Genomic DNA, 18,758 nt, shown 5'->3' on the forward strand with positions numbered 1-18,758 from the left:
AATGATAATAGCTTACGCCCTAATGAGCATAGAGAGCGTGCTTGAAGATCTAGTCTTAGACAATTACGCCAAGTGACATCACTTTTTACGAACGACAGGGTAATCAGAACCATGCAGTTCTTGTACAAAACCAGAACCGTCGCCACTGTGCGTGATCCATACTTTCTCTTTCGCTCGCGTCATTGCCACATAAAATAAACGACGCTCTTCCGCATAAGGGAACGCATCTGATGATTCGGTCAATGCGGCATCAATATGCAGTTGTTTTTTCTTGGTCGGGAACTGTCCTTCGTCAACACAAAGAATAATGACAAAGTCTGCCTCTTTACCTTTACTGCCGTGGCAAGTCATGAACTTGATATCAATGGAGGTAAAGATCTTCTTCCAGTCTTCCAACAACTCTGGCTTGTGGTAATGATTACGTCCAAGTAGCAGCACAGACTTGTTGGTTTTGCCTTTTGATTGACGGTTCAACTGGTCGAGGATTTTCTCAACTTCTTTGCTTGGCGCACTGTACACCGCCTTCTGCTTCTGTTGTTTGAAGCTATTCAGTTCTTTCGGAAGCTGAATCGGGTTTTCCTGCACAAAACGATTGGCAACTGCACCTAACTGATTGTTAAAGCGGTAAGTCGTATCTAGGTGATGAATGGTCGAGCTTTCAAAACGATCCTTAAAGCCCGTCGTCAAATCAACATCTGCGCCCGCAAACTGGTAAATCGACTGCCAATCATCACCTACCGCAAAAATAGAAGCTTGGTGTTGCGCTTTCGACTGATTACACAGCGCCTCAACCAAGGCAAGGCGATCTGGTGAGATATCTTGATATTCATCGATCATGATGAACTTCCAAGGCGAAATGAATTTCCCCTTCTCGACATACTGTGTCGCTCGGCTGATCATGATTGAGAAGTCGATATGATTCTGTTCTTTCAATTCCTTTTGCCAAGCGGTTACGCATGGCCAACACAGTGAAAGCTCGCTATTGAGGCGCGTATAGTCACGGTGATCAATCAGTTGTTGCTGTACTTCTTTTTTCGTTAAACCCGATGCATTCAACTGTTCAAGTTGCTTTTCAAGCCAACCAATCAATTTAAGATTTGAAACATGACTACCTAGCTCATCATCACCGGTTAAATAAGCAATTGGCCATTTAGACAAGTGCTTTTGCCAACGTTTAAAGTTGGTCGGCGTCATCCAGTGCTTCTTCAACCAATCAATGCACCATGCTTGGCGTTGGTTGTCATCGAGTGCGAGCGGAGAAATAACCACGCGTTCGGGTTCAACTTGGTTCAGTATCTTTAGACCCAACTGGTGGAAAGTACTGACTTGCACCTTCTCGGCTGATATGCCAATTTTGCTGTTAAGGCGCTGCTTCATCTCTTCCGCGGCTTCACGACCAAAGGCGAGCAGTAACAACTCTTCAGCTTGAGCTTGGTGGCTTTGCAATAAATACGCGACGCGAGCGGTGAGAACACTGGTTTTACCTGAGCCTGCGCCCGCTAAAATAAGGTTGTGATCATCATTCATCAAGACCGCATATTGTTGCGATAAGTTCAGGGGTGACGACTCACATTGAGCAAACAATACTTCCCAATTTTGTCTTTCTGTCTCTAACCACTGTTGATTCCTCTCGGCTTGCTGAATTTCCGTTTCAGACAACCATGGCTGCATTCGAGCAATGCGGTTTGGCATGCGCTGTGCCGCTTCCTCTAGAGTCATCGTCATATTTTCCAGACCTGCGTTGACCATGTCGACCCAAGTCTTCACTTTAGAATGCGGTAGGAAAGCAGGAAGTTGCTCAAGACGTGTCAATTCATCTTCCCATTGAGGAACGTGCTCTGCCAACTGTTCACATTGTCTGTCATGCCACTTCTGATAAGCAGCAACCGATGCGCGCGCAAATTGACGACATTGTTCCCATGGAAGGCCTTGGACTAACCAGCTTCGCTGTTTGCCATCTTGTTGATTAGCAAAAAACTGCAACGATCCCCAAAACAATCCGCGCTTTATCGCGATCTTGCCACTCCAAATAGTGAAAGGGATACGTTCTTCACTGCCTACTGAAGATAACAGCAGGCGTGGACCATCAAGCTCAACTTGATGATATTCATTTTGAATAAAAAACTGTGCAGTCTTATTAGCGCTTAGCTGCATTGGAGCGTGCTCTTTAATTGGGAATATTGAATTTATATCATGATGCAGTGAGAATTAATAATGTCTCACTGCTTATCGACGCTTTCATGACCACCTAGGGGCAATTATGGATAAGTATCAAATTCTTGTGCTTGATTTCTGTTAGGATTATGGTTTTAGTGTGTCAAGTGAGCGACTGTGGACTTCTCAGCAAAACTACGCCTTTATTGGGCGAATAAAACCATAAATTACAGCGTATTAATTCTCATCACTCTGCTCGGTGTTGTAGTACCTGCTTGGTATTATGGTCAAAACACACTGATCACACCATTAATTTTAGGGGTTATTGCTGCGGCTCTTGCTGAAAGTGATGATAGCTTTACCGGACGTTTGAAAGCACTCACGCTAACCTTTATCTGTTTTGCCGTTGCAGCCTTCTCTATTGAGATTCTCTTCGACACCCCTTGGCTGTTCGCGATAGGGCTTTTCGTTTCAACCTTCTCTTTTATTATACTTGGGGCAATTGGCCCTAAATATGCCAGTATCGCATTTGGATCATTACTTGTGGCTATCTACGCCATGCTTGGGGCTCACGAGAGCACTAACCTTTGGTTTCAACCTCTACTATTGTTAACGGGCGCAGCTTGGTACTACTTCATGTCGATGATTTGGCAGATCGTATGGCCGATGCAACCAGTGCAGCAAAACCTAGCAACAGTATTCGATCAAATCGGCAATTACATCGGCTCTAAAGCAGAGCTCTTCTATCCAGTTTCAGATTTGATTCCCCAACCACATCGCATTATTGAAGCCAAACTCAATGCTAGCACTGTTAACGCGCTCAACATGTGCAAAGCAACGCTACTCAACCGCTCTAAGCGCGGACACATTGACGGACCGAGTGACCGATTCCTTAATACTTACTTCATCGCACAGGATATTCATGAACGCGTAAGCTCCAGCCACTACCGTTATCAAGAACTGGCAAAACACTTTGAGCGATCAGACGTTTTATTTCGATTTAAGTATCTGCTCGAAGCCCAAGCTAAAGCTTGTAAAGAAGTGGCAAGCTCACTGAAGGTTGGCGCTGAATACCAACATGGCGAAAAATCTGTTCTGGCACTGGATGAACTGATGTCTTCACTTAATCATCTGCATCAACAGAACAACCCAGAATGGAAATCACTGCTCAACCAGTTGGATTACTTATTTAATAACCTAGCTACCGTCGAAAAACAGCTATCAAATATAAGTAACCCAGATGCAGAAAAACTAGAAGAAGGCGTACTGGACGATACCAACCCTCATACTTTGACGGCGATGTGGCATAAGATCAAAGCCAACTTGAACACCGACTCAATGCTATTTCGTCATGCAATTCGTATGGCGATCACTTTGACGATCGGTTACGGAATTATCCAAGGTTTTGAGATTGAAAGAGGTTATTGGATTTTGCTAACAACACTGTTTGTGTGCCAACCAAACTACAGTGCAACGCGACAAAAGCTGACGGCTCGTGTCATTGGCACCGTCGCAGGCTTGTTGATTGGAGTACCGTTGTTGACCTTTTTCCCATCTCAAGAGAGTCAGCTGGTATTCATTGTGGTCAGTGGCGTGATGTTCTTCGCTTTCCGTATCAATAACTACGGTTTCGCGACCGCCTTTATCACACTGCTTGTGCTCTTTTGCTTCAATCAATTAGGGGAAGGCTACGCAGTTGTATTGCCAAGACTAGCAGATACCTTCATTGGCAGCGCGCTCGCTGTTTTAGCGGTTAGCTATATTTTACCGGACTGGCAATCAAAACGACTTCACAAGGTGATGGCAGATGCGCTTGATTCCAATAAAGATTATCTCGCTCAGATCATTGGCCAATACCGTGTAGGCAAAAAAGACAGCCTTAGCTATCGTATTGCACGCCGCAGTGCACATAACAATGATGCAAATCTGACTGCCGCTGTTAGTAGCATGCTGGTTGAGCCGGGTAAGTATCGTACATCTGAAGATGAGAGCTTCCGATTCCTAACACTCAATCATGCACTACTCAGCTATATCTCTGCTCTGGGAGCTCATAGAACACGTATCGATGACGAAGCAACACACAAACTGGTACTGGACGCACACAGAGTAATACACGAGCATCTCGACGCTCTCAACGACCAGCTGTTTTGTCATCAAGAACAATGCGAAGTAAAAAACGCTTACGATCCTGAACTTGATAAGCGTTTAAGTGAATGGAGAGAAGAGGATGAGAGCTCTGTTAGAATGGTTCTACAACAGCTACATTTGATTTATCGAATGCTTCCAGAACTGCATACCTTAGCCACAAAATTTGCAGTTAAAGTTAAGATTGAAAAGCCGCTTGAAAAAGAAGTTTCAAGATGAAAAACAAAACAACAGTAAAAACAAAAAGATAACGAAACTGCTCATTTTTTGAACACTCCGTGTGTTTATACATTGCTCTACCAAAAGGCTCATCTAGGTAGAGCAACCACTTGCCTACCCTTTATCTACAAGGGCCGTTCAAATCTTACACGCATGTAAACTTGCTGACTTTGATTGACTCATCCATAACTTTGCCTAACATTCCTCGGACAAAAAACAACCAAAGGGATCTATAGTTGTCTTAGTTTTAGGAAACTTCAAACTTCATTTAATATTCACTTAATCTTGTTTGATTTATTGAATCAGTAAGCTATGCTCTATTGAGCATATGGATTTGAACTAAGGTCTCATTATGAATACACAGCAATTTGAAGCATTTAAGCAGAAAATACAGCTCCTTAACCCGCAGCAATTGAAAGCACTTCAAGGTGAAATAGACGAAAACCTTGAAACAGATCAACCTTCTCTTTTGACAGATGAAGAGTTAAACGTACTGAATGAGTTGTTCAATTAATAGACTAATGTCACTATTTTAGCTTAAATCCACCTGATCTTAGTAATTTGTAGCCGTTCTCCATTGCACTCAAAATATCGTCCGCCTAGACTCATTTCATACGTCAATAAAAGGTTCTGCTATGTCGATATCTGGTATTCAATCTGGTTACGCCATCATTCAGCAGTCAACCAACATGGCTGAAGAAGCCGCTATCGAGCTTAATCAAAACTCCAAACACTCTCCAAAAACCAACGACACTTTCCAAACTAGCGATTTGAGCTTCAATCAAATAGAACCTGAACAACCCATTTCGTTTAAAGAGAAAGAGCCTGAACCAGCTTCTTCCTCTACTGAAGCGTTATTAAAGCTGACACAGAGCGCAAATTACAACCGTGTTGGTGCGAGTGTGGTTGATCGTCAAAACGAAGCCATTGGTAGCCTTCTCGATATCCATATCTGATTCGAGCTACTATTTATCGATTTGATGGTTACCCTCTTTTTGACTAACAAATGGCTCTAAATCCATACAAACTGTAACTCATTATATCAGGCACTTGTTTCTGGTTTATTACTCGGTAGAATCAGCGCAAATCAATTTTGCTGCACAAACTTTACTTCATACTATTTATGCCAAAACTAAATCTGCATCGCCGTGACTATGTTTCTATTTTAGGAGGCGGCATCTCCGCAGACGAATTAGAAAAGAAGCTCCAGCCTCATTTTGATAAGCCAGTGAATAAACTGACTCCGAGCCCTTACCTGACTGAAAAAAACCTTACACGTCGCTGGGCGGCTCTCGATAATGCAGACTCGCAGCAAGAACTGCTCGACCCTCATACTCAAAGCCAGATTCAGGCTTATGAGAAAAACATAGAGCACTTTATTGGCACGGTAAAAGTCCCTGTTGGTATATCTGGCCCTTTAAGAGTCAATGGCCTGTTTGCTAAAGGCGACTACCTAGTCCCACTTGCAACCACTGAAGCGGCGCTTGTCGCGTCGTATAACCGTGGTTCAAAGCTGATCACAGCTTGTGGTGGTGCAAGTGCAATGTTGCTCAATGAAGGCGTAACACGCACTCCTGGTTTCGCATTCCAAGGATTAGTTGAAGCAGGACAGTTTGTGGCATGGGCAGTGACCCAGTATGACCAATTTAAAACCTTAGCTGAATCAACAACGTCGCACGGCAAACTTACCGACATCAATATCAACATCGAAGGTAACCATGTTTACTTGGTGTTTGAATTTCTAACCGGAGACGCTTCTGGTCAGAATATGGTAACTATCGCGACCAACGCTGTATTTGAGTACATCATAGAAAATACGCCGGTTAAGCCCGATCATGCTTTCCTTGATGGCAACTTATCAGGCGATAAAAAAGCCAATACACAAACCTTGCGCAGCGTTCGTGGTAAAAAAGTCACAGCCGAGGTCAATATCTCTGCTGAACTTGTCGCTAAGTACCTCCACACCACACCAGAGAAGATGGTGCAGTTCGGACAAATGACCACAGTCGGTGGTGCTCTAAGCGGTACGATTGGTATCAATGCTCATTATGCCAATGCACTTGCTGCACTCTACATTGCTTGCGGTCAAGACGCGGCGTGTGTTGCTGAGTCTGCGATTGGTATGACTCGTATGGAGCTCAACAAAGAAGGTGGTTTGTACGCGAGTGTAACGCTGCCTAACTTGATGTTAGGAACAGTCGGTGGCGGTACTGGCCTACCAAGCCAAAAAGCGTGTCTCGATTTACTAGGGCTACACGGCAACGGTAAATCACAAGCCTTAGCTGAGGTTTGTGCGGCTTTATGTTTGGCGGGTGAGCTATCGATTGTAGGCGCATTCTGTGCGGGTCACTTTTCGCGCGCTCATCACAAATTAGCGCGCTAGTTTCTGTTATAAAACCTTAAACCGACCGTTGTCACGCATTGAGTGAGTTGTGTATGGATTACTTACATTTATCGCGAGTGAGCCTTAAACACCTCACTGCGCTTCATATTATGCTGAACACCCACAGCGTCACTCAAACGTCAGAGCAACTCTTTGTCAGCCCTTCGAGTGTGAGTAAGACATTGTCTCAGCTGCGTGACATCCTTAATGACGAACTTTTCTATCGAGACGGCACCAAGCTGATCCCGACTCCCTTTGCCCTGAAAATAGCGCCCACTGTTCACGCGATTCTTTCCAGCATGAACGGGTTACTTCACCAAAAGAGTTTTACTCCTCAGGAGTATCAAGGCAGCTTTTCACTTTCGATGCGTGAAAGTACCTTCGAAGTGTTTGCCTCGAAGATCAGCAAAATCACCACGGAACTTGCACCAAGCGCCAAACTTAATATCTATTCGAAACAAGAACTTGGATTCGATGCTTTGCTCAGTGGTAAGGTCAACTTGATCCTGTTGCCACACGATATCTCTCAACCCCCAACGGATAATAAAGAGCTGGTGTGGGAAACGATTCTTCCTGATGAAATGGTTTGTTTGATGGGTGCACACCACCCTCTCGCTCAGCAAGAACTAACGGTTGAAGGCTATTTAGATTACAAACACATTGGAATCTTAGATAACGAACTGTCTAAGCCTTACTTTGAGCAAAACTTAGTGCAATGTCATAAGCCTAGAGATATGGCGATATCGGTAGCGGACTTTGGCGCGGCTGCGGTGCTATGTCACCACACACCTTTCTTGTTCACTTGCTCAAAACAATGGGCTGAGCATGCCAAACAAGCACAAGGCTTGGTAAGTAAACCGCTTCCTTTTAATTACGGAAAAGTAGCGTATAGTTTGGTATGGAACAAGCCAAACATGAATGATCAGGCGATCAAATGGTTGTGTGACTTGTTTTTAGAAGCCTAGACCTTTGTTAGAAGCAGATTGAACTAACTAGACTGGTTTTATAAAGACTGAAATTTGATAAGAGACTAAGTATATACCTCAGGGGTTTGCATTGCTCTTTGAACAATTGAGTAGAGCTTATCGTGAAAGCTCTGCATTTGTTGTTCGGTGCATTTAGGCCACTCTAAAGCTTCGCCAATTACCCCATGATGTTGGAACGCATTTAACCGAATTCGAACATCACTTGGCAAACCCTTCAAGTAATACCCGACCTGCTCTACCTCGATATCTAGGTCACTTTTATTAGGAATATGCAGTAACCGAACTTCATGTAATTTGCCTTTATCAGCTAAGTAGTTAATGGTTTCAAACACTCGATGGTTCCCTCTACCCACTAACCATTGATACGTTTCAGATTGCCATGATTTTAGGTCGATCATCGCACCATCAAGGTAAGGTAATACCTTATCCCAACCTTGCTGTGTCAACGAGCCATTACTATCAATAAAACACGTTAAGTGTGCCAATTGCGGATCGCTTTTGATCGCCTGAAATAGCTCGACGATAAACGGCAATTGCATGGTCGCCTCGCCACCCGAAACGGTAATACCGCTCAGGAAGAATTGATTGTGCCTAACCAGTTCAAGCACATCTGATACCGTCATCGTGGTGATTTTGGGGCTAGACTTATGATCACAGATATCGACGCACTGATCGCAGTTGGTACACGCTAACGGATCCCACTTCACTTTGCCTTCAATAAGACTCAGAGCACTGCTCGGGCAGCCACTCACGCAGTCTCCACAATGGTTACAGTGGTTGATGGTGTGTGGATTATGACAAGTGATGCAATAGAAATTACACCCCTGTAGGAACAGCACCAAGCGATTTCCTGGTCCATCAACACAAGAAAAGGTCAGCACACGGCTGACCTTCGCTTGTTTTTCTGTCTTATTATTTTTAACCCTAGCCATTTGAGTTGTTAGATCAGAAATTTTCATAATTCACATTGTTCGTATTCGAGAAACACATAACATGCGTACGTTAAAGCTATTCGTATGTCGGCGACATCTCTAAGCTCGCTACGCGTGGTTTACGCTCTAGTATGCCCGTATTTTTTGCAGCTTCAGCACCAAGGAAAGTGGTATTGGTGCGTGAACCTTGCTCGTCATATTTGGCAATGTCAGACAGCTTAATCATATAACCTGTCACACGAACCAAATCGTTCGATGCTACGTTAGCGGTGAACTCACGGTAACCCGCTTGAATCGCCCCTTTACACAGGTTGAACATCGCTTCTGGGTTGGACTTCACCGTTTCGTCAATCGTTAGAATGTCGCTGATGCCCGACGTGTAGAACTTGTGGTGACCAGCCGTCGCACGTACGTAAGACACTGGATCCGGTTCTGTTCCATAAGGGATGCGTACACCCGGCGTCACATCTTCATCGAGGCTGATACCACCTTGAGCGTGTAACAGAGCCTTACCTTCCAGCCCATATTTCACTTCCGAGTTTTCAACAATCTCAGCCAGCTTTTCAGAAATACGATGGCCTAACTGATTTGCTTGTTCATCGTGACCATAGCGCCCTGCTTTGCCTTCTTTTTCCATTAAGATGTTAACCGCCTCAGCCATGCCATAAATACCAAACATTGGCGCAAAGCGATCTTCTTCAATTAAGCCTTCTTTGGTTAAGAAGCCTTCGAAGAAGTTAGACTCTTCATGTAAGAAGCGACTACGTGCATTCATCAATTCGATCATGATGCTGCTGTAGTTAGGTAGTACTTGCTGTAAGAAGTCTACGCTGTCTTCAGATTTCAGAGCCACTTGCTTGAGGTTCATACGTACTAGCGTGTTTGAACCACCCGCCAGAGGCAAAGAGTTGTAGCAACTCACGATGCCAAAACGCTTATCTCCGTACGCAGCGGCGTGTGCAGGATAATTGGCAATGTGCGGCTTGCTGCATTCACAGATATTGCTCGCAGCATGACGAAGCAGGTCATCAGATGTGACTGCAGGGTCGTACATAAAGGTTAAGTTAGGTGCGATCTGCTTGAGTTCAGCATCCACACGTAAAATAGTGCGACATACAATGTTGTCACTAGGGCCAATATTAACGTGCATGAAGGCATCTGGCAGCGTGCGATCCAGCATGATCCAGAACAGCTTCAGCTTTTGGTATACCTGCTCATCCGTCAAACCGCCAACAAAAGGCATCAACACATCGTCCAACTGGCCTAAGTAAACCGGAATTGAAGTCACTGATGGAACGTGATGATAAAGGATGGTGAGCATGTTCAATGCTTCGTCGAAATTAGTAGCCGCGCTAAGCTCTAAATACTTGGAGCCTTGATGTAAGTATTTAGAATAATCAGGAAGCACATAGCGCGGCTTAAATGGGGCGTGACCTTCAAACATGTCACACAGCACACCTTGTTGTAAGGCTTGCTCTACTTCATTGCTTACCGGCATATACGGCAGACTGGCTTCAGCTTCTAAGGCAAGATAGCTCGACTTCTGTTTTGGGGACAGGTTGGCATCTGAAATGATATTGCTAAAGCGTTGTTGTTGTTCTGAAAATGTTGAAGAAGTAGATGACGCAGATTGGTGGCTCATGATTAAACCCTTAATATTCTTATGGGCTTATTTTATGTCTCACACTTACATTTCCACTAATGAAATGTATGCAAGCCTACATTTCCAAAATGGAAAACACCATTTGTAACTTAGTAATTTATGAATAGATAGCTTGTAAATTTTGTGAATAGACAGTTTTTAAATTGGCCATTTGCCAATTAACGATGGTTGTTTATCGATGATTGTCGTTGGGGAAGGGAAAGAATGAGCAGAAGAGATTAGGCCGCTTAATTGAACCGTTTAGTTTAAAACGCAAGTGCGTATAAATAGAAAACCCACATAACGGATCCAAAGATCGTTGATGTGGGTTTAGTCAATTAAGCGTGAGTGCGGTTATCTGGAGTTATCTATACGTCAACTCCAGATACGTCAACTACAGACAAGTGACCTATAGATGAGGAACCACTTGTTTACGGCCTACACCCATCAGTACCTTCAAAGTACCTTGTGGGGTGTTGATTGAAAACGGTGTTGAGACTTCAACAATCGAAAAACCTGCTGCGCTCAATACATTCTGGGAACGCTGTTCGCTGACCCCAAAATCTTCGCTGTCGTTTTCTAAGTACCAATCCCAGTGTACAAAAACCCCATCGTTTTCTAACAGAGTATAAATAAGGCTGACCGTATCTTGTAGGTTCGGAATAAAGCCACATACCGAAGAGGCTACCACTAAGTCAAACTGATTTCTGAATGCTGGGTGTTGGGCTGCAAGTCCGCGCGATAAGATATCAACGACAGGCTCTACATTAGACAGCTCTTTTTTATCTAACTCTTCAATCATCCCTTCTGAGATATCGAGAGCGATGATCTCTTTTGCAAAAGGAGATATTTTCTGGCTGAGTAATCCTGTACCACAACCAAAATCAAGGACACGGGTTCCGTTCAAATCAACGAGCTGTGTTAACTGGTCAAATGCGGACTGTGCGAATACAGCAGTAGCGGGATCGTTATCCCAATCAGGTGCGTACTCGTCCCATTGTTTCGCCATCATGGCCTCCATCTTTACTTCTTGTAGGTTCGGAACGCCCCCAGAATAAACCAAATTAGTCAATTCGTCATAGAGTTATCATGCAAAGATGGACTATTTCTAAGATAGTCAGCACAATATTCAGATAATATGCACCGCCACCCGCTCAATATGGAAATGAAATGAACCTTTCTCAAGTCCAAGCCTTTTGTTCTGTTGCTGATTTAGGATCCGTCTCTGAAGCTGCTCGACAGCTAGAATGCAACCGAACCAAACTGAGCATGTCGATCAAAGCCTTGGAAAAAGAGTTAGATGTCGAACTGTTTGTTCGCAGCGGTAACCATGTCGAACTGTCAGAGGCCGGTAAGGCCATCTATAAAGATTGTGAAGGCATGTTGGTAACGGCAGCACGCATTAAGCAAACCTGCTTACATGTTTCGGGTGAATTCAACGCCGAGATTTGGATCGCACGCGACGATTCCCTTCCCGATGAAATGTGGCAAAGTTTATCGCACGCCCTAAACAACAAATACCCTTCCACTTCTTTCAACTTCGTTCTCGCGTCTAGTGGCGACTTGGCTAATCTTGTCGAAACTCAGCAAGTTGATTTTGCGTTTGGTGTCGATTACGAGCGTGTCGACGACCCAAGAATTATCTATAACCCACTCGGCAAGATCCGAATGATGTCGGTATGTAAGAAAGGGCATGATTTGAGTGCGATGCGAAGAGTGTCGGATGAAGTACTAAGAAATTCGATGCAAGCGACCATGGTTTATCTCAATGAAAAAGATAACCCTGAGCTTGAGCCCTTCTCACGCCGATACATCGGCTTCTCTAGCTTCGACTTTATGTTGGATACGATTCTACGAGAAGATGCATGGGGCGTAATGCCTGAGCCATTGATACGCCATTTATTGCGCGAACAAGAATTGGCGGTGATCAAGCACACTTATGGCCTGACTCAAGAAGACTACTGTATGTTTACCGCGGCAGGTATGGCGGAACACCCAGGAATGAATTGGTTAGCGGATCAGATCAGCGATTACTTGTTTGATTTCTAAAGTGTCAGATAATGTTCTATCTCGACACTTAAAGTCATCTAGCAAATAAAAAGCCCTCTCTTTAGAAGACCATCACGTGATCCACTAAATAACGTCCGTCTTCTTCAACCAGTACCATTTCAGCCACAAACTCGCCTTTCGCAATGGTATACGCTTGCTTCCAAACAAAAGCGATAGAATCGGAGCGTCTGAATAGCGCCACAGGTTCACGTTCAGCAAAAAAGCCATTACTGTGCTGATAATGATGACACACCTTTTCCAGATACTCCGGCGTCACAATATCCTTCATGCGCTGCGTAAAATCTCGGCAGTGCTGAGCATGGTCAACCTTGGTCGAGCCGTCCATCAAATTATCCATGATCGGGTTAGCAATCACCCACAACTCACTATCACCAATATCGTCAAACTTCATATTTATCCATTCCTTTGAAACTGCAGCCAAATAACACAATTCGATAAAACGCTTGCAACCAATCTGTTTTATTAATCATAAGCGATCTTATTTTACTTGCACACCATCTCTAGAAAACAGTCATCGTCAACTTTACTGACACCAAAATTCTCCACTAAGCCATTGAATAATAACTACTTGAATGTAAAACGGGTTACCGACATATAAACGTCATCAGATAAAGTTTGTAAAGCTAGCTCAATATTAGAACAATGAAGTTATCAAAAACATCTGGAAAATATTATGTGTGACAGGAAAAGCCAAAACGAAAACCGAGTACTCTTGTTCTCAGCCCTTTTAGCATCAGGCTTCGCAATTGGCGGATTGGTGTTGGGTCTTCTCGTTGGCTCTCTAGTCATAGTATTTGACGGTGTCTATTCTCTTATCAGTTTACTGTTAACTTTATTGTCACTAGCTGCTTCGAAATACATTAATCGCCCATCAGACAGGGAGTTTCCGTTCGGTCGAGCAATCATTGAGCCGATCGTAATCGCGATTAAAGCGATTGTGATTCTGCTTGTGGTCGGTTATTCGCTTTATTCTGCGATTGGTGCTCTGATGACAGGTGGTCGTGAAGTCGATGCTTCTATCGCAACTCTGTTTGGTATTTTCAACGTATTGGGTTGTGGTTACGCTTGGTGGTACATCGCTAACAAGAGCAAACGTATTTCTTCAGGTTTGATTCAAGCTGAGTCTAAACAGTGGCAAATGGATACGCTGTTGAGTGTGGCAGTTACGGCAGGTTTCGTTGTTGCTTGGTTGGTGGCTTACTCTCCGTTTGCTGAATACGCGGTATATGCCGATCCAATGATGATGTTGCTGATGTCTTTCTACTTTATCAAAGTGCCGTTCGACATGTTACGTGAAGCAATGCGTGAACTGCTAATGATGTCGGCAACCAAAGATATTTGTGACGCGGTAGATAAGAATGTTGTCGCTGTGGACAAAGATGCGGAGCAAGATTTGGAGCTAATGGGTGTGACTAAGGTTGGCCCGGAACTAAGAGTCAATGTTGATATTCATACTAACGACCAAGATGCGATTACGGTTGATGATATTGAACGAACACGCCATCAATTAAAGCTACGCTTATCTAAAATGCCTTATGAGCTTCAATTGAATTTAAATATTACGGCTTAATGGTCTGGTCCCTAGTAACCTTTATACATCACTTTTATATTATAAGTTTTACTTTCAAATTTGTTCGCCCCTTCGTACAATACGAGATTATCTTATTTTAGTGATCGTGACATGACCCCTTCTAAGCACTTTAATTATTTTTTAAGTGAAAAAATAAACGACATAGTTGAAGCTCCTAATGAAGCAAGTATTCTTACGATTGAGGCTAAAATAAGAGAGTTTGCCTCTGAAAATGACCTACCAATCCCAAGCGCCGTTGATTATTTTTGTACAGGATCACGGTTATTAAAATTGGGGCAAGTACATCAAGCCTTTGAACATCTAACTGAAGCACTACATCGAAGTGAAATATCCAATATTCACGACATTAAATTCTGCATAGAATACTCTATTGGCGTTGCTCTCATACGATTAGGCTGTTATTCAAAAGCCATTATTTCTCTAACTAAAGCAAGTGCATCAAAAGCCGTTAACAATGAACGCCTCCTAACTCGAATATATAATAATTTAAGTTACATTTTTTTAGAAACCCAAGATTATTCAAAAGCTCAGTACTATTGCAAGCTCGCATGGGAAATAGAAAAAAATTCTCTTCAAGCTTCATCGAGATCAATATTAAGTAACCTTGCTATCATTGATTCAACGCTAGGTAATAAAGCCGAGGCCGAAAGAAAATTCACTTTATGTCGAGAACTACTCAATAAACACCCTAGCCTTATTGGTACTTACTTTTACCACAGTTGCTATGCAGAACACCTTCAATCTATCAACCAGATTGATGAAGCACTCTCTTCTTTTAAGACTGCAATTGAAATCTGTGAATTACTGGGCGACAATTTTTACTTAATCGAAACTTTAAAAAATTACTGTTCATGTGCAATAGAGCATGAAAGAAACGATATCCTTGAGCCATATTTAAGCCGTGCTATATCTTTAGGAAACAAATATGGCAGCGCTACATCACTACAAAAACTCGCCTCATCACTATTTAATTTTAGTCGCCAAGAAGCAACGGAAGCCCAACAATCTAAGATAGTTGAGAAGGCCTTTGAACTTCAGTCAATAGCATTCCAGAACCTTTCCGAGAGTAATAACGAAGCCGTTTTTCAATTGTATCAACTGTACTCAGAACGCCCCGCATTAGTGAAAGCACACTCTTTCACAACAGATTTAGATTTAATTACTTCATTTGGTGAGTATTTAAGTTCACATTCAAACCTCACCGATATGATACAACGCCTTCACGAAGATCTGAAAAAGGTGATGCCAGTTGAGTCTCTTGGGCTAGCTTTGTATAACGAAGATACACAACAACTGACCTATGAAATTTATTTAGACCTGGGTGTTACACTCGAACCTTTCACTGTCGACTGTACAAAACAAGCGACATTAAGTGCATATTGCATTAATAACAGAATACCTTTCTGTCATGGTGCATTTACAAAAGCAGCACTGAACAAACTATTAAATAAACCACTCGGTGAGCACGCTTTAACTGGTGTAACTAAAGAAGACTACTCGTCTGTTATCATGCTGCCGCTCATTCTTGAGGGTAAGCGCCTTGGTGTTCTTACCGTCCAATCCATTGAGCCCAACGCATACCAAGAACATCACTTATCTTTAATGAAACATTTGGGTTCTTATTTATCCATTGATCTTCAGAATAAGCAGCAAAAGAAACAACTTGAAGAACAAAAAATGACGCTCAAAACACTGATGAATTTAGATCCACTCAGTCAATTATTTAACCGTTTAACCTTGGCAGAATCCATCACACAGTGGCGTGATACTGTAGAAATAGAACAACCCTACGCGTTACTATTAATTGATATTGACTACTATAAACAATTCAATGATTGCTACGGTCATGTGAAAGGGGATGAGGTTTTGGTTACCATATCAAAACAGCTTAAACATCATTTTTCAGCAGAATCTTTTAAGGTATTCCGATTTGGCGGTGATGAATTTTTAGTTTTATGTACGGGTGAAACAAAAAACGCGTTGCTAGCAAAAACTTCTCAGCTCTTATCCGGTGTGCATGATTTAAATATCAGCCACAAGAAGTCTAAATGCAGTGATCGCTTAACTCTTTCGGTTGGTGGAGCGATATTCACACACTTTGATATTTTAAATCTAACCAATGAAGAGCTGATCCAAAAAACAGATAAAACACTCTACAAAGTAAAAGACCAAGGAAGAAATGGAATATTGATTGAAGACTAGGAAATCCTCGCACTGATATATAAGCGCAAATTAAGACTGAGAATGAACATTTTTAGAAGCCGACGCCTTAACCGTCGTCTTTTTGTCTCTGGTTACCCACCAGCAAGCCAGTGAACCAACAGTTACCATACATACGCCCTGCCAAAAACTCATGCTCAATGACAAGCCCAAAATCATCGAGGAAAGTAACGTCGCGAAGATTGGCGTAAAGTAAGACATGGTTGCAAGAAACACCATATTCCCCCCCAGAATCGCTGTGTTCCAAAGCGCGTAACCAGCCCCCATACAAGCCCCAGCAAGTACTAAGTCAATCGCAGCACTTGAAGTCATCACCATGCCAGTTTCGTCACTCAATGCATATTTGATCCACAGAGTGACCGCAGTAGCGATAAAGAAAAGCACAATCGCATTCTGCCCTTTGGCAACACGTTGGGTGTAATTGCAATACACCGCCCAAATAATCGCGCCGAAAAACGCCATCGAATAGGTTTTAGGGTTCGTCGCAATATTGGCCGCTATTTGATCGACAGAAAGCCCCTGATCGCCGCTGATACTCCAAGCCACGCCAAAAAACGCTAAGACGATACTTGGATAAACCAACCAGTTTATCTTTTTGTCACTCAACAGCACCGCAAACAACACCGTTAGTGCAGGCCATAGGTAGTTGATAACGGCCATTTCTAAGGCTTGATGTCGGCTATTTGCCATTCCTAAAGCCAGAGCCAAGAAGATTTCGTAGCAAACGAATAAGGCACCACCGATCATCAAATACGATTTAGAGAAGCGCGACAGCTTAGGTAACCCCATAACACAGACTAACAACAGTGAGCTCACTGTATAAAGACTGGCAGCACCACCAATTGGGCCCAGTTGTTCTGACACACTACGAGACAATGCAATTAAGCAGCTCCATAGTAAAATGGCAGCAATGCCGTAGCAGCTATGGCGATGAGATTTCAGCACGCCTCTTCCTTCTCTTTATTGTAATTAGGTAATCAAAGCGAGCTTAAGCAAAGGTAGGCTTAAACACCACTATCGATAAGTTGCAGTGAGTAAAAATAAGTAGCCGAGCACATAACTGTACTCGGCTATCAATCATTTACTCAAAATTCTAAAAGCAGTTAGCAATTATGCCAACAAAAGTGCTTGCAGGTCAGCCAGAGACTTGACCTGATAATGAGGGTTAATTCCTGCTGGCGTCGCTTTCTCTTGGCGGTTCAACCAACAGGTCTCAATACCAAAATCCAAGCCACCTAAAATATCAGAGTGTGGGTTGTCCCCGACCATCAATACTCTTTGCTTTGATGGCAATCCAATCAGCTTGTGCGCATGCTCAAAAATTTCCGCGTCTGGTTTAGCGACACCGACTTCCTCAGAAATGATCACATGGTCAAAGTAGTCTGTCATTCCTGTTCGTTCCAAACGGATTGACTGCAGCTCTGTGAAACCATTGGTGATGATGCCCATGTTCACTTTGCCTTTTAACGACTCCATCAACTCTTTTGCACCAGGAAGCAGAGAACAGATGTCTGCCATTGCGGCTAAAAACGCACTGTTTAGTGCTGCCGTGGTTGTCTCTAACTTTGTTGCCCAGCTTTCAAAACGCGCGTGCTTCAGTTGTGCAGCCGTAATACGGCCATCTTGGTAATCGACCCATAACGGCAAATTAACCTCTTGATACACTGAATAATCCTGTTCGCTAAAGTCCACGCCAAAACGGGAGAACATCAGCTTCATTCCTTGAAAAGCATCAAAGTGGAACAAGGTTTCATCTGCATCAAAGAATATCCAATCGTACTTCATTTTATGTCCTATTATTCGCGCGGTTGAGCAGTGCTTGTATTTATTTTCTCGTTGCCTCAAAGGCCAGATGTGCATTCTACTATCAATTTTGTGAGCCTGAATATAGTTCTAAGAATTTATAGAAAACAAGCAACAAGTCATGATGTATCGCAAATTTTGCCACATATTAAACCAATACCATACAAGAAATACACTTAAGTACCGGGAGGTACCATGAAGCACTTCTTACCGTCATCCGTCATGCTCACCCCATTCCTTGTTAAGTATTATGATGAACAACCAGAAGACACCTCTGACGCCTTAGATGCCGATGAGTCTCAGCAACCTCAAATTGAAGCTAACGATGACTCACGCAAACCATCGACACAAACTGAACTTGAACCGACGTTGAGTGAATAGCCTTTACTTTCATGGTCATGGAACGTAATTCTGTTATTAAATCAATCAATAGTTCGCTTTCCATTACTGACAATAAACACATAAGAAAACCATAAAAACGATTGCTATATGAGCCCTATCACAACACATAATCACAAAGTGGTAGTTCGGAATCAAAGTTATTCCAGATCAATGGTCGACCAGTTGATTGCCGACAACATGTAGGAAATTAAAAAATCATAATTAACGGAGT

General features: G+C 43.0%; 16 protein-coding genes. 9 read left to right on the forward strand and 7 right to left on the reverse strand.

The features are described from left to right. Window positions 1-78: 78 nt before the first annotated feature. Window positions 79-2,154, reverse strand: a complete 2,076-nt coding sequence (helD, locus tag ACED25_RS11380; RefSeq protein WP_371695294.1) for a DNA helicase IV — start codon at window positions 2,152-2,154, stop codon at window positions 79-81. A gap of 177 nt (window positions 2,155-2,331) precedes the next feature. Between helD and yccS the strand changes: the two genes are divergently transcribed. From yccS to ACED25_RS11405, 5 genes are all read left to right on the forward strand, one after another. Then, a complete protein-coding gene (gene yccS, locus ACED25_RS11385) occupies window positions 2,332-4,518 on the forward strand; it encodes a YccS family putative transporter (protein ID WP_009845575.1) in 2,187 nt (728 codons plus the stop codon). A 352-nt stretch (window positions 4,519-4,870) separates the two neighbouring features. After that, window positions 4,871-5,032 (forward strand): hypothetical protein, encoded by a 162-nt coding sequence (locus ACED25_RS11390; protein ID WP_009845576.1) that lies wholly within the window; start codon window positions 4,871-4,873, stop codon window positions 5,030-5,032. Window positions 5,033-5,153: 121 nt separating this feature from the next. Continuing rightward, window positions 5,154-5,474, forward strand: coding sequence for a hypothetical protein (locus tag ACED25_RS11395; RefSeq protein ID WP_009845577.1), 321 nt, complete (start codon window positions 5,154-5,156; stop codon window positions 5,472-5,474). Window positions 5,475-5,641: 167 nt separating this feature from the next. Beyond that, the gene (locus ACED25_RS11400; protein WP_371695295.1) at window positions 5,642-6,901 is read left to right on the forward strand and encodes a hydroxymethylglutaryl-CoA reductase; all 1,260 of its coding nucleotides are present in this window, start codon (window positions 5,642-5,644) and stop codon (window positions 6,899-6,901) included. Between the two features lie 53 nt (window positions 6,902-6,954). Next, entirely contained in the window at window positions 6,955-7,866 is a 912-nt protein-coding gene (locus ACED25_RS11405) for a LysR family transcriptional regulator (RefSeq protein WP_065679921.1), read from the forward strand. A 65-nt stretch (window positions 7,867-7,931) separates the two neighbouring features. Here the strand turns inward: ACED25_RS11405 and ACED25_RS11410 are convergent, their stop codons facing one another. The 3 genes from ACED25_RS11410 to ACED25_RS11420 all read right to left on the reverse strand — a co-directional run bounded on the left by ACED25_RS11410 (window position 7,932) and on the right by ACED25_RS11420 (window position 11,470). Next, the gene (locus ACED25_RS11410; RefSeq protein ID WP_065679920.1) at window positions 7,932-8,846 is read right to left on the reverse strand and encodes a YjjW family glycine radical enzyme activase; all 915 of its coding nucleotides are present in this window, start codon (window positions 8,844-8,846) and stop codon (window positions 7,932-7,934) included. Window positions 8,847-8,895: 49 nt separating this feature from the next. Then, on the reverse strand, window positions 8,896-10,461 hold the full coding sequence (locus tag ACED25_RS11415; RefSeq protein ID WP_065679919.1) for a YjjI family glycine radical enzyme: 1,566 nt from the start codon (window positions 10,459-10,461) through the stop codon (window positions 8,896-8,898). A gap of 409 nt (window positions 10,462-10,870) precedes the next feature. Then, a complete protein-coding gene (locus tag ACED25_RS11420; RefSeq protein ID WP_065679918.1) occupies window positions 10,871-11,470 on the reverse strand; it encodes a class I SAM-dependent methyltransferase in 600 nt (199 codons plus the stop codon). A 161-nt stretch (window positions 11,471-11,631) separates the two neighbouring features. On the opposite strand from ACED25_RS11420, the gene ACED25_RS11425 reads away from it, so the two are divergent. Next, window positions 11,632-12,510, forward strand: coding sequence for a LysR family transcriptional regulator (locus ACED25_RS11425; RefSeq protein ID WP_009845583.1), 879 nt, complete (start codon window positions 11,632-11,634; stop codon window positions 12,508-12,510). A 61-nt stretch (window positions 12,511-12,571) separates the two neighbouring features. Here the strand turns inward: ACED25_RS11425 and ACED25_RS11430 are convergent, their stop codons facing one another. Continuing rightward, window positions 12,572-12,922: a hypothetical protein gene (locus tag ACED25_RS11430; RefSeq protein WP_017103721.1), complete on the reverse strand. Its 351-nt coding sequence runs from the start codon at window positions 12,920-12,922 to the stop codon at window positions 12,572-12,574. 282 nt (window positions 12,923-13,204) lie between these two features. Between ACED25_RS11430 and ACED25_RS11435 the strand changes: the two genes are divergently transcribed. Then, on the forward strand, window positions 13,205-14,101 hold the full coding sequence (locus ACED25_RS11435; protein WP_371695296.1) for a cation diffusion facilitator family transporter: 897 nt from the start codon (window positions 13,205-13,207) through the stop codon (window positions 14,099-14,101). A gap of 111 nt (window positions 14,102-14,212) precedes the next feature. Next, window positions 14,213-16,324 carry a diguanylate cyclase gene (locus tag ACED25_RS11440; protein ID WP_371695297.1) on the forward strand — a complete coding sequence of 704 codons (2,112 nt, stop codon included), beginning with the start codon at window positions 14,213-14,215 and terminating at the stop codon, window positions 16,322-16,324. A 30-nt stretch (window positions 16,325-16,354) separates the two neighbouring features. Here the strand turns inward: ACED25_RS11440 and yddG are convergent, their stop codons facing one another. Next, window positions 16,355-17,287 carry an aromatic amino acid DMT transporter YddG gene (gene yddG / locus ACED25_RS11445; protein ID WP_371695298.1) on the reverse strand — a complete coding sequence of 311 codons (933 nt, stop codon included), beginning with the start codon at window positions 17,285-17,287 and terminating at the stop codon, window positions 16,355-16,357. A 165-nt stretch (window positions 17,288-17,452) separates the two neighbouring features. Then, window positions 17,453-18,127: a pyrimidine 5'-nucleotidase gene (gene yjjG, locus ACED25_RS11450; RefSeq protein ID WP_017103719.1), complete on the reverse strand. Its 675-nt coding sequence runs from the start codon at window positions 18,125-18,127 to the stop codon at window positions 17,453-17,455. 213 nt (window positions 18,128-18,340) lie between these two features. Between yjjG and ACED25_RS11455 the strand changes: the two genes are divergently transcribed. After that, the gene (locus tag ACED25_RS11455) at window positions 18,341-18,526 is read left to right on the forward strand and encodes a hypothetical protein (RefSeq protein WP_371695299.1); all 186 of its coding nucleotides are present in this window, start codon (window positions 18,341-18,343) and stop codon (window positions 18,524-18,526) included. The last annotated feature ends 232 nt before the right edge of the window (window positions 18,527-18,758 follow it).

Source organism: Vibrio sp. 1F263, from assembly GCF_041439035.1.
In the GTDB taxonomy this organism is placed as follows: domain Bacteria; phylum Pseudomonadota; class Gammaproteobacteria; order Enterobacterales; family Vibrionaceae; genus Vibrio; species Vibrio tasmaniensis_A.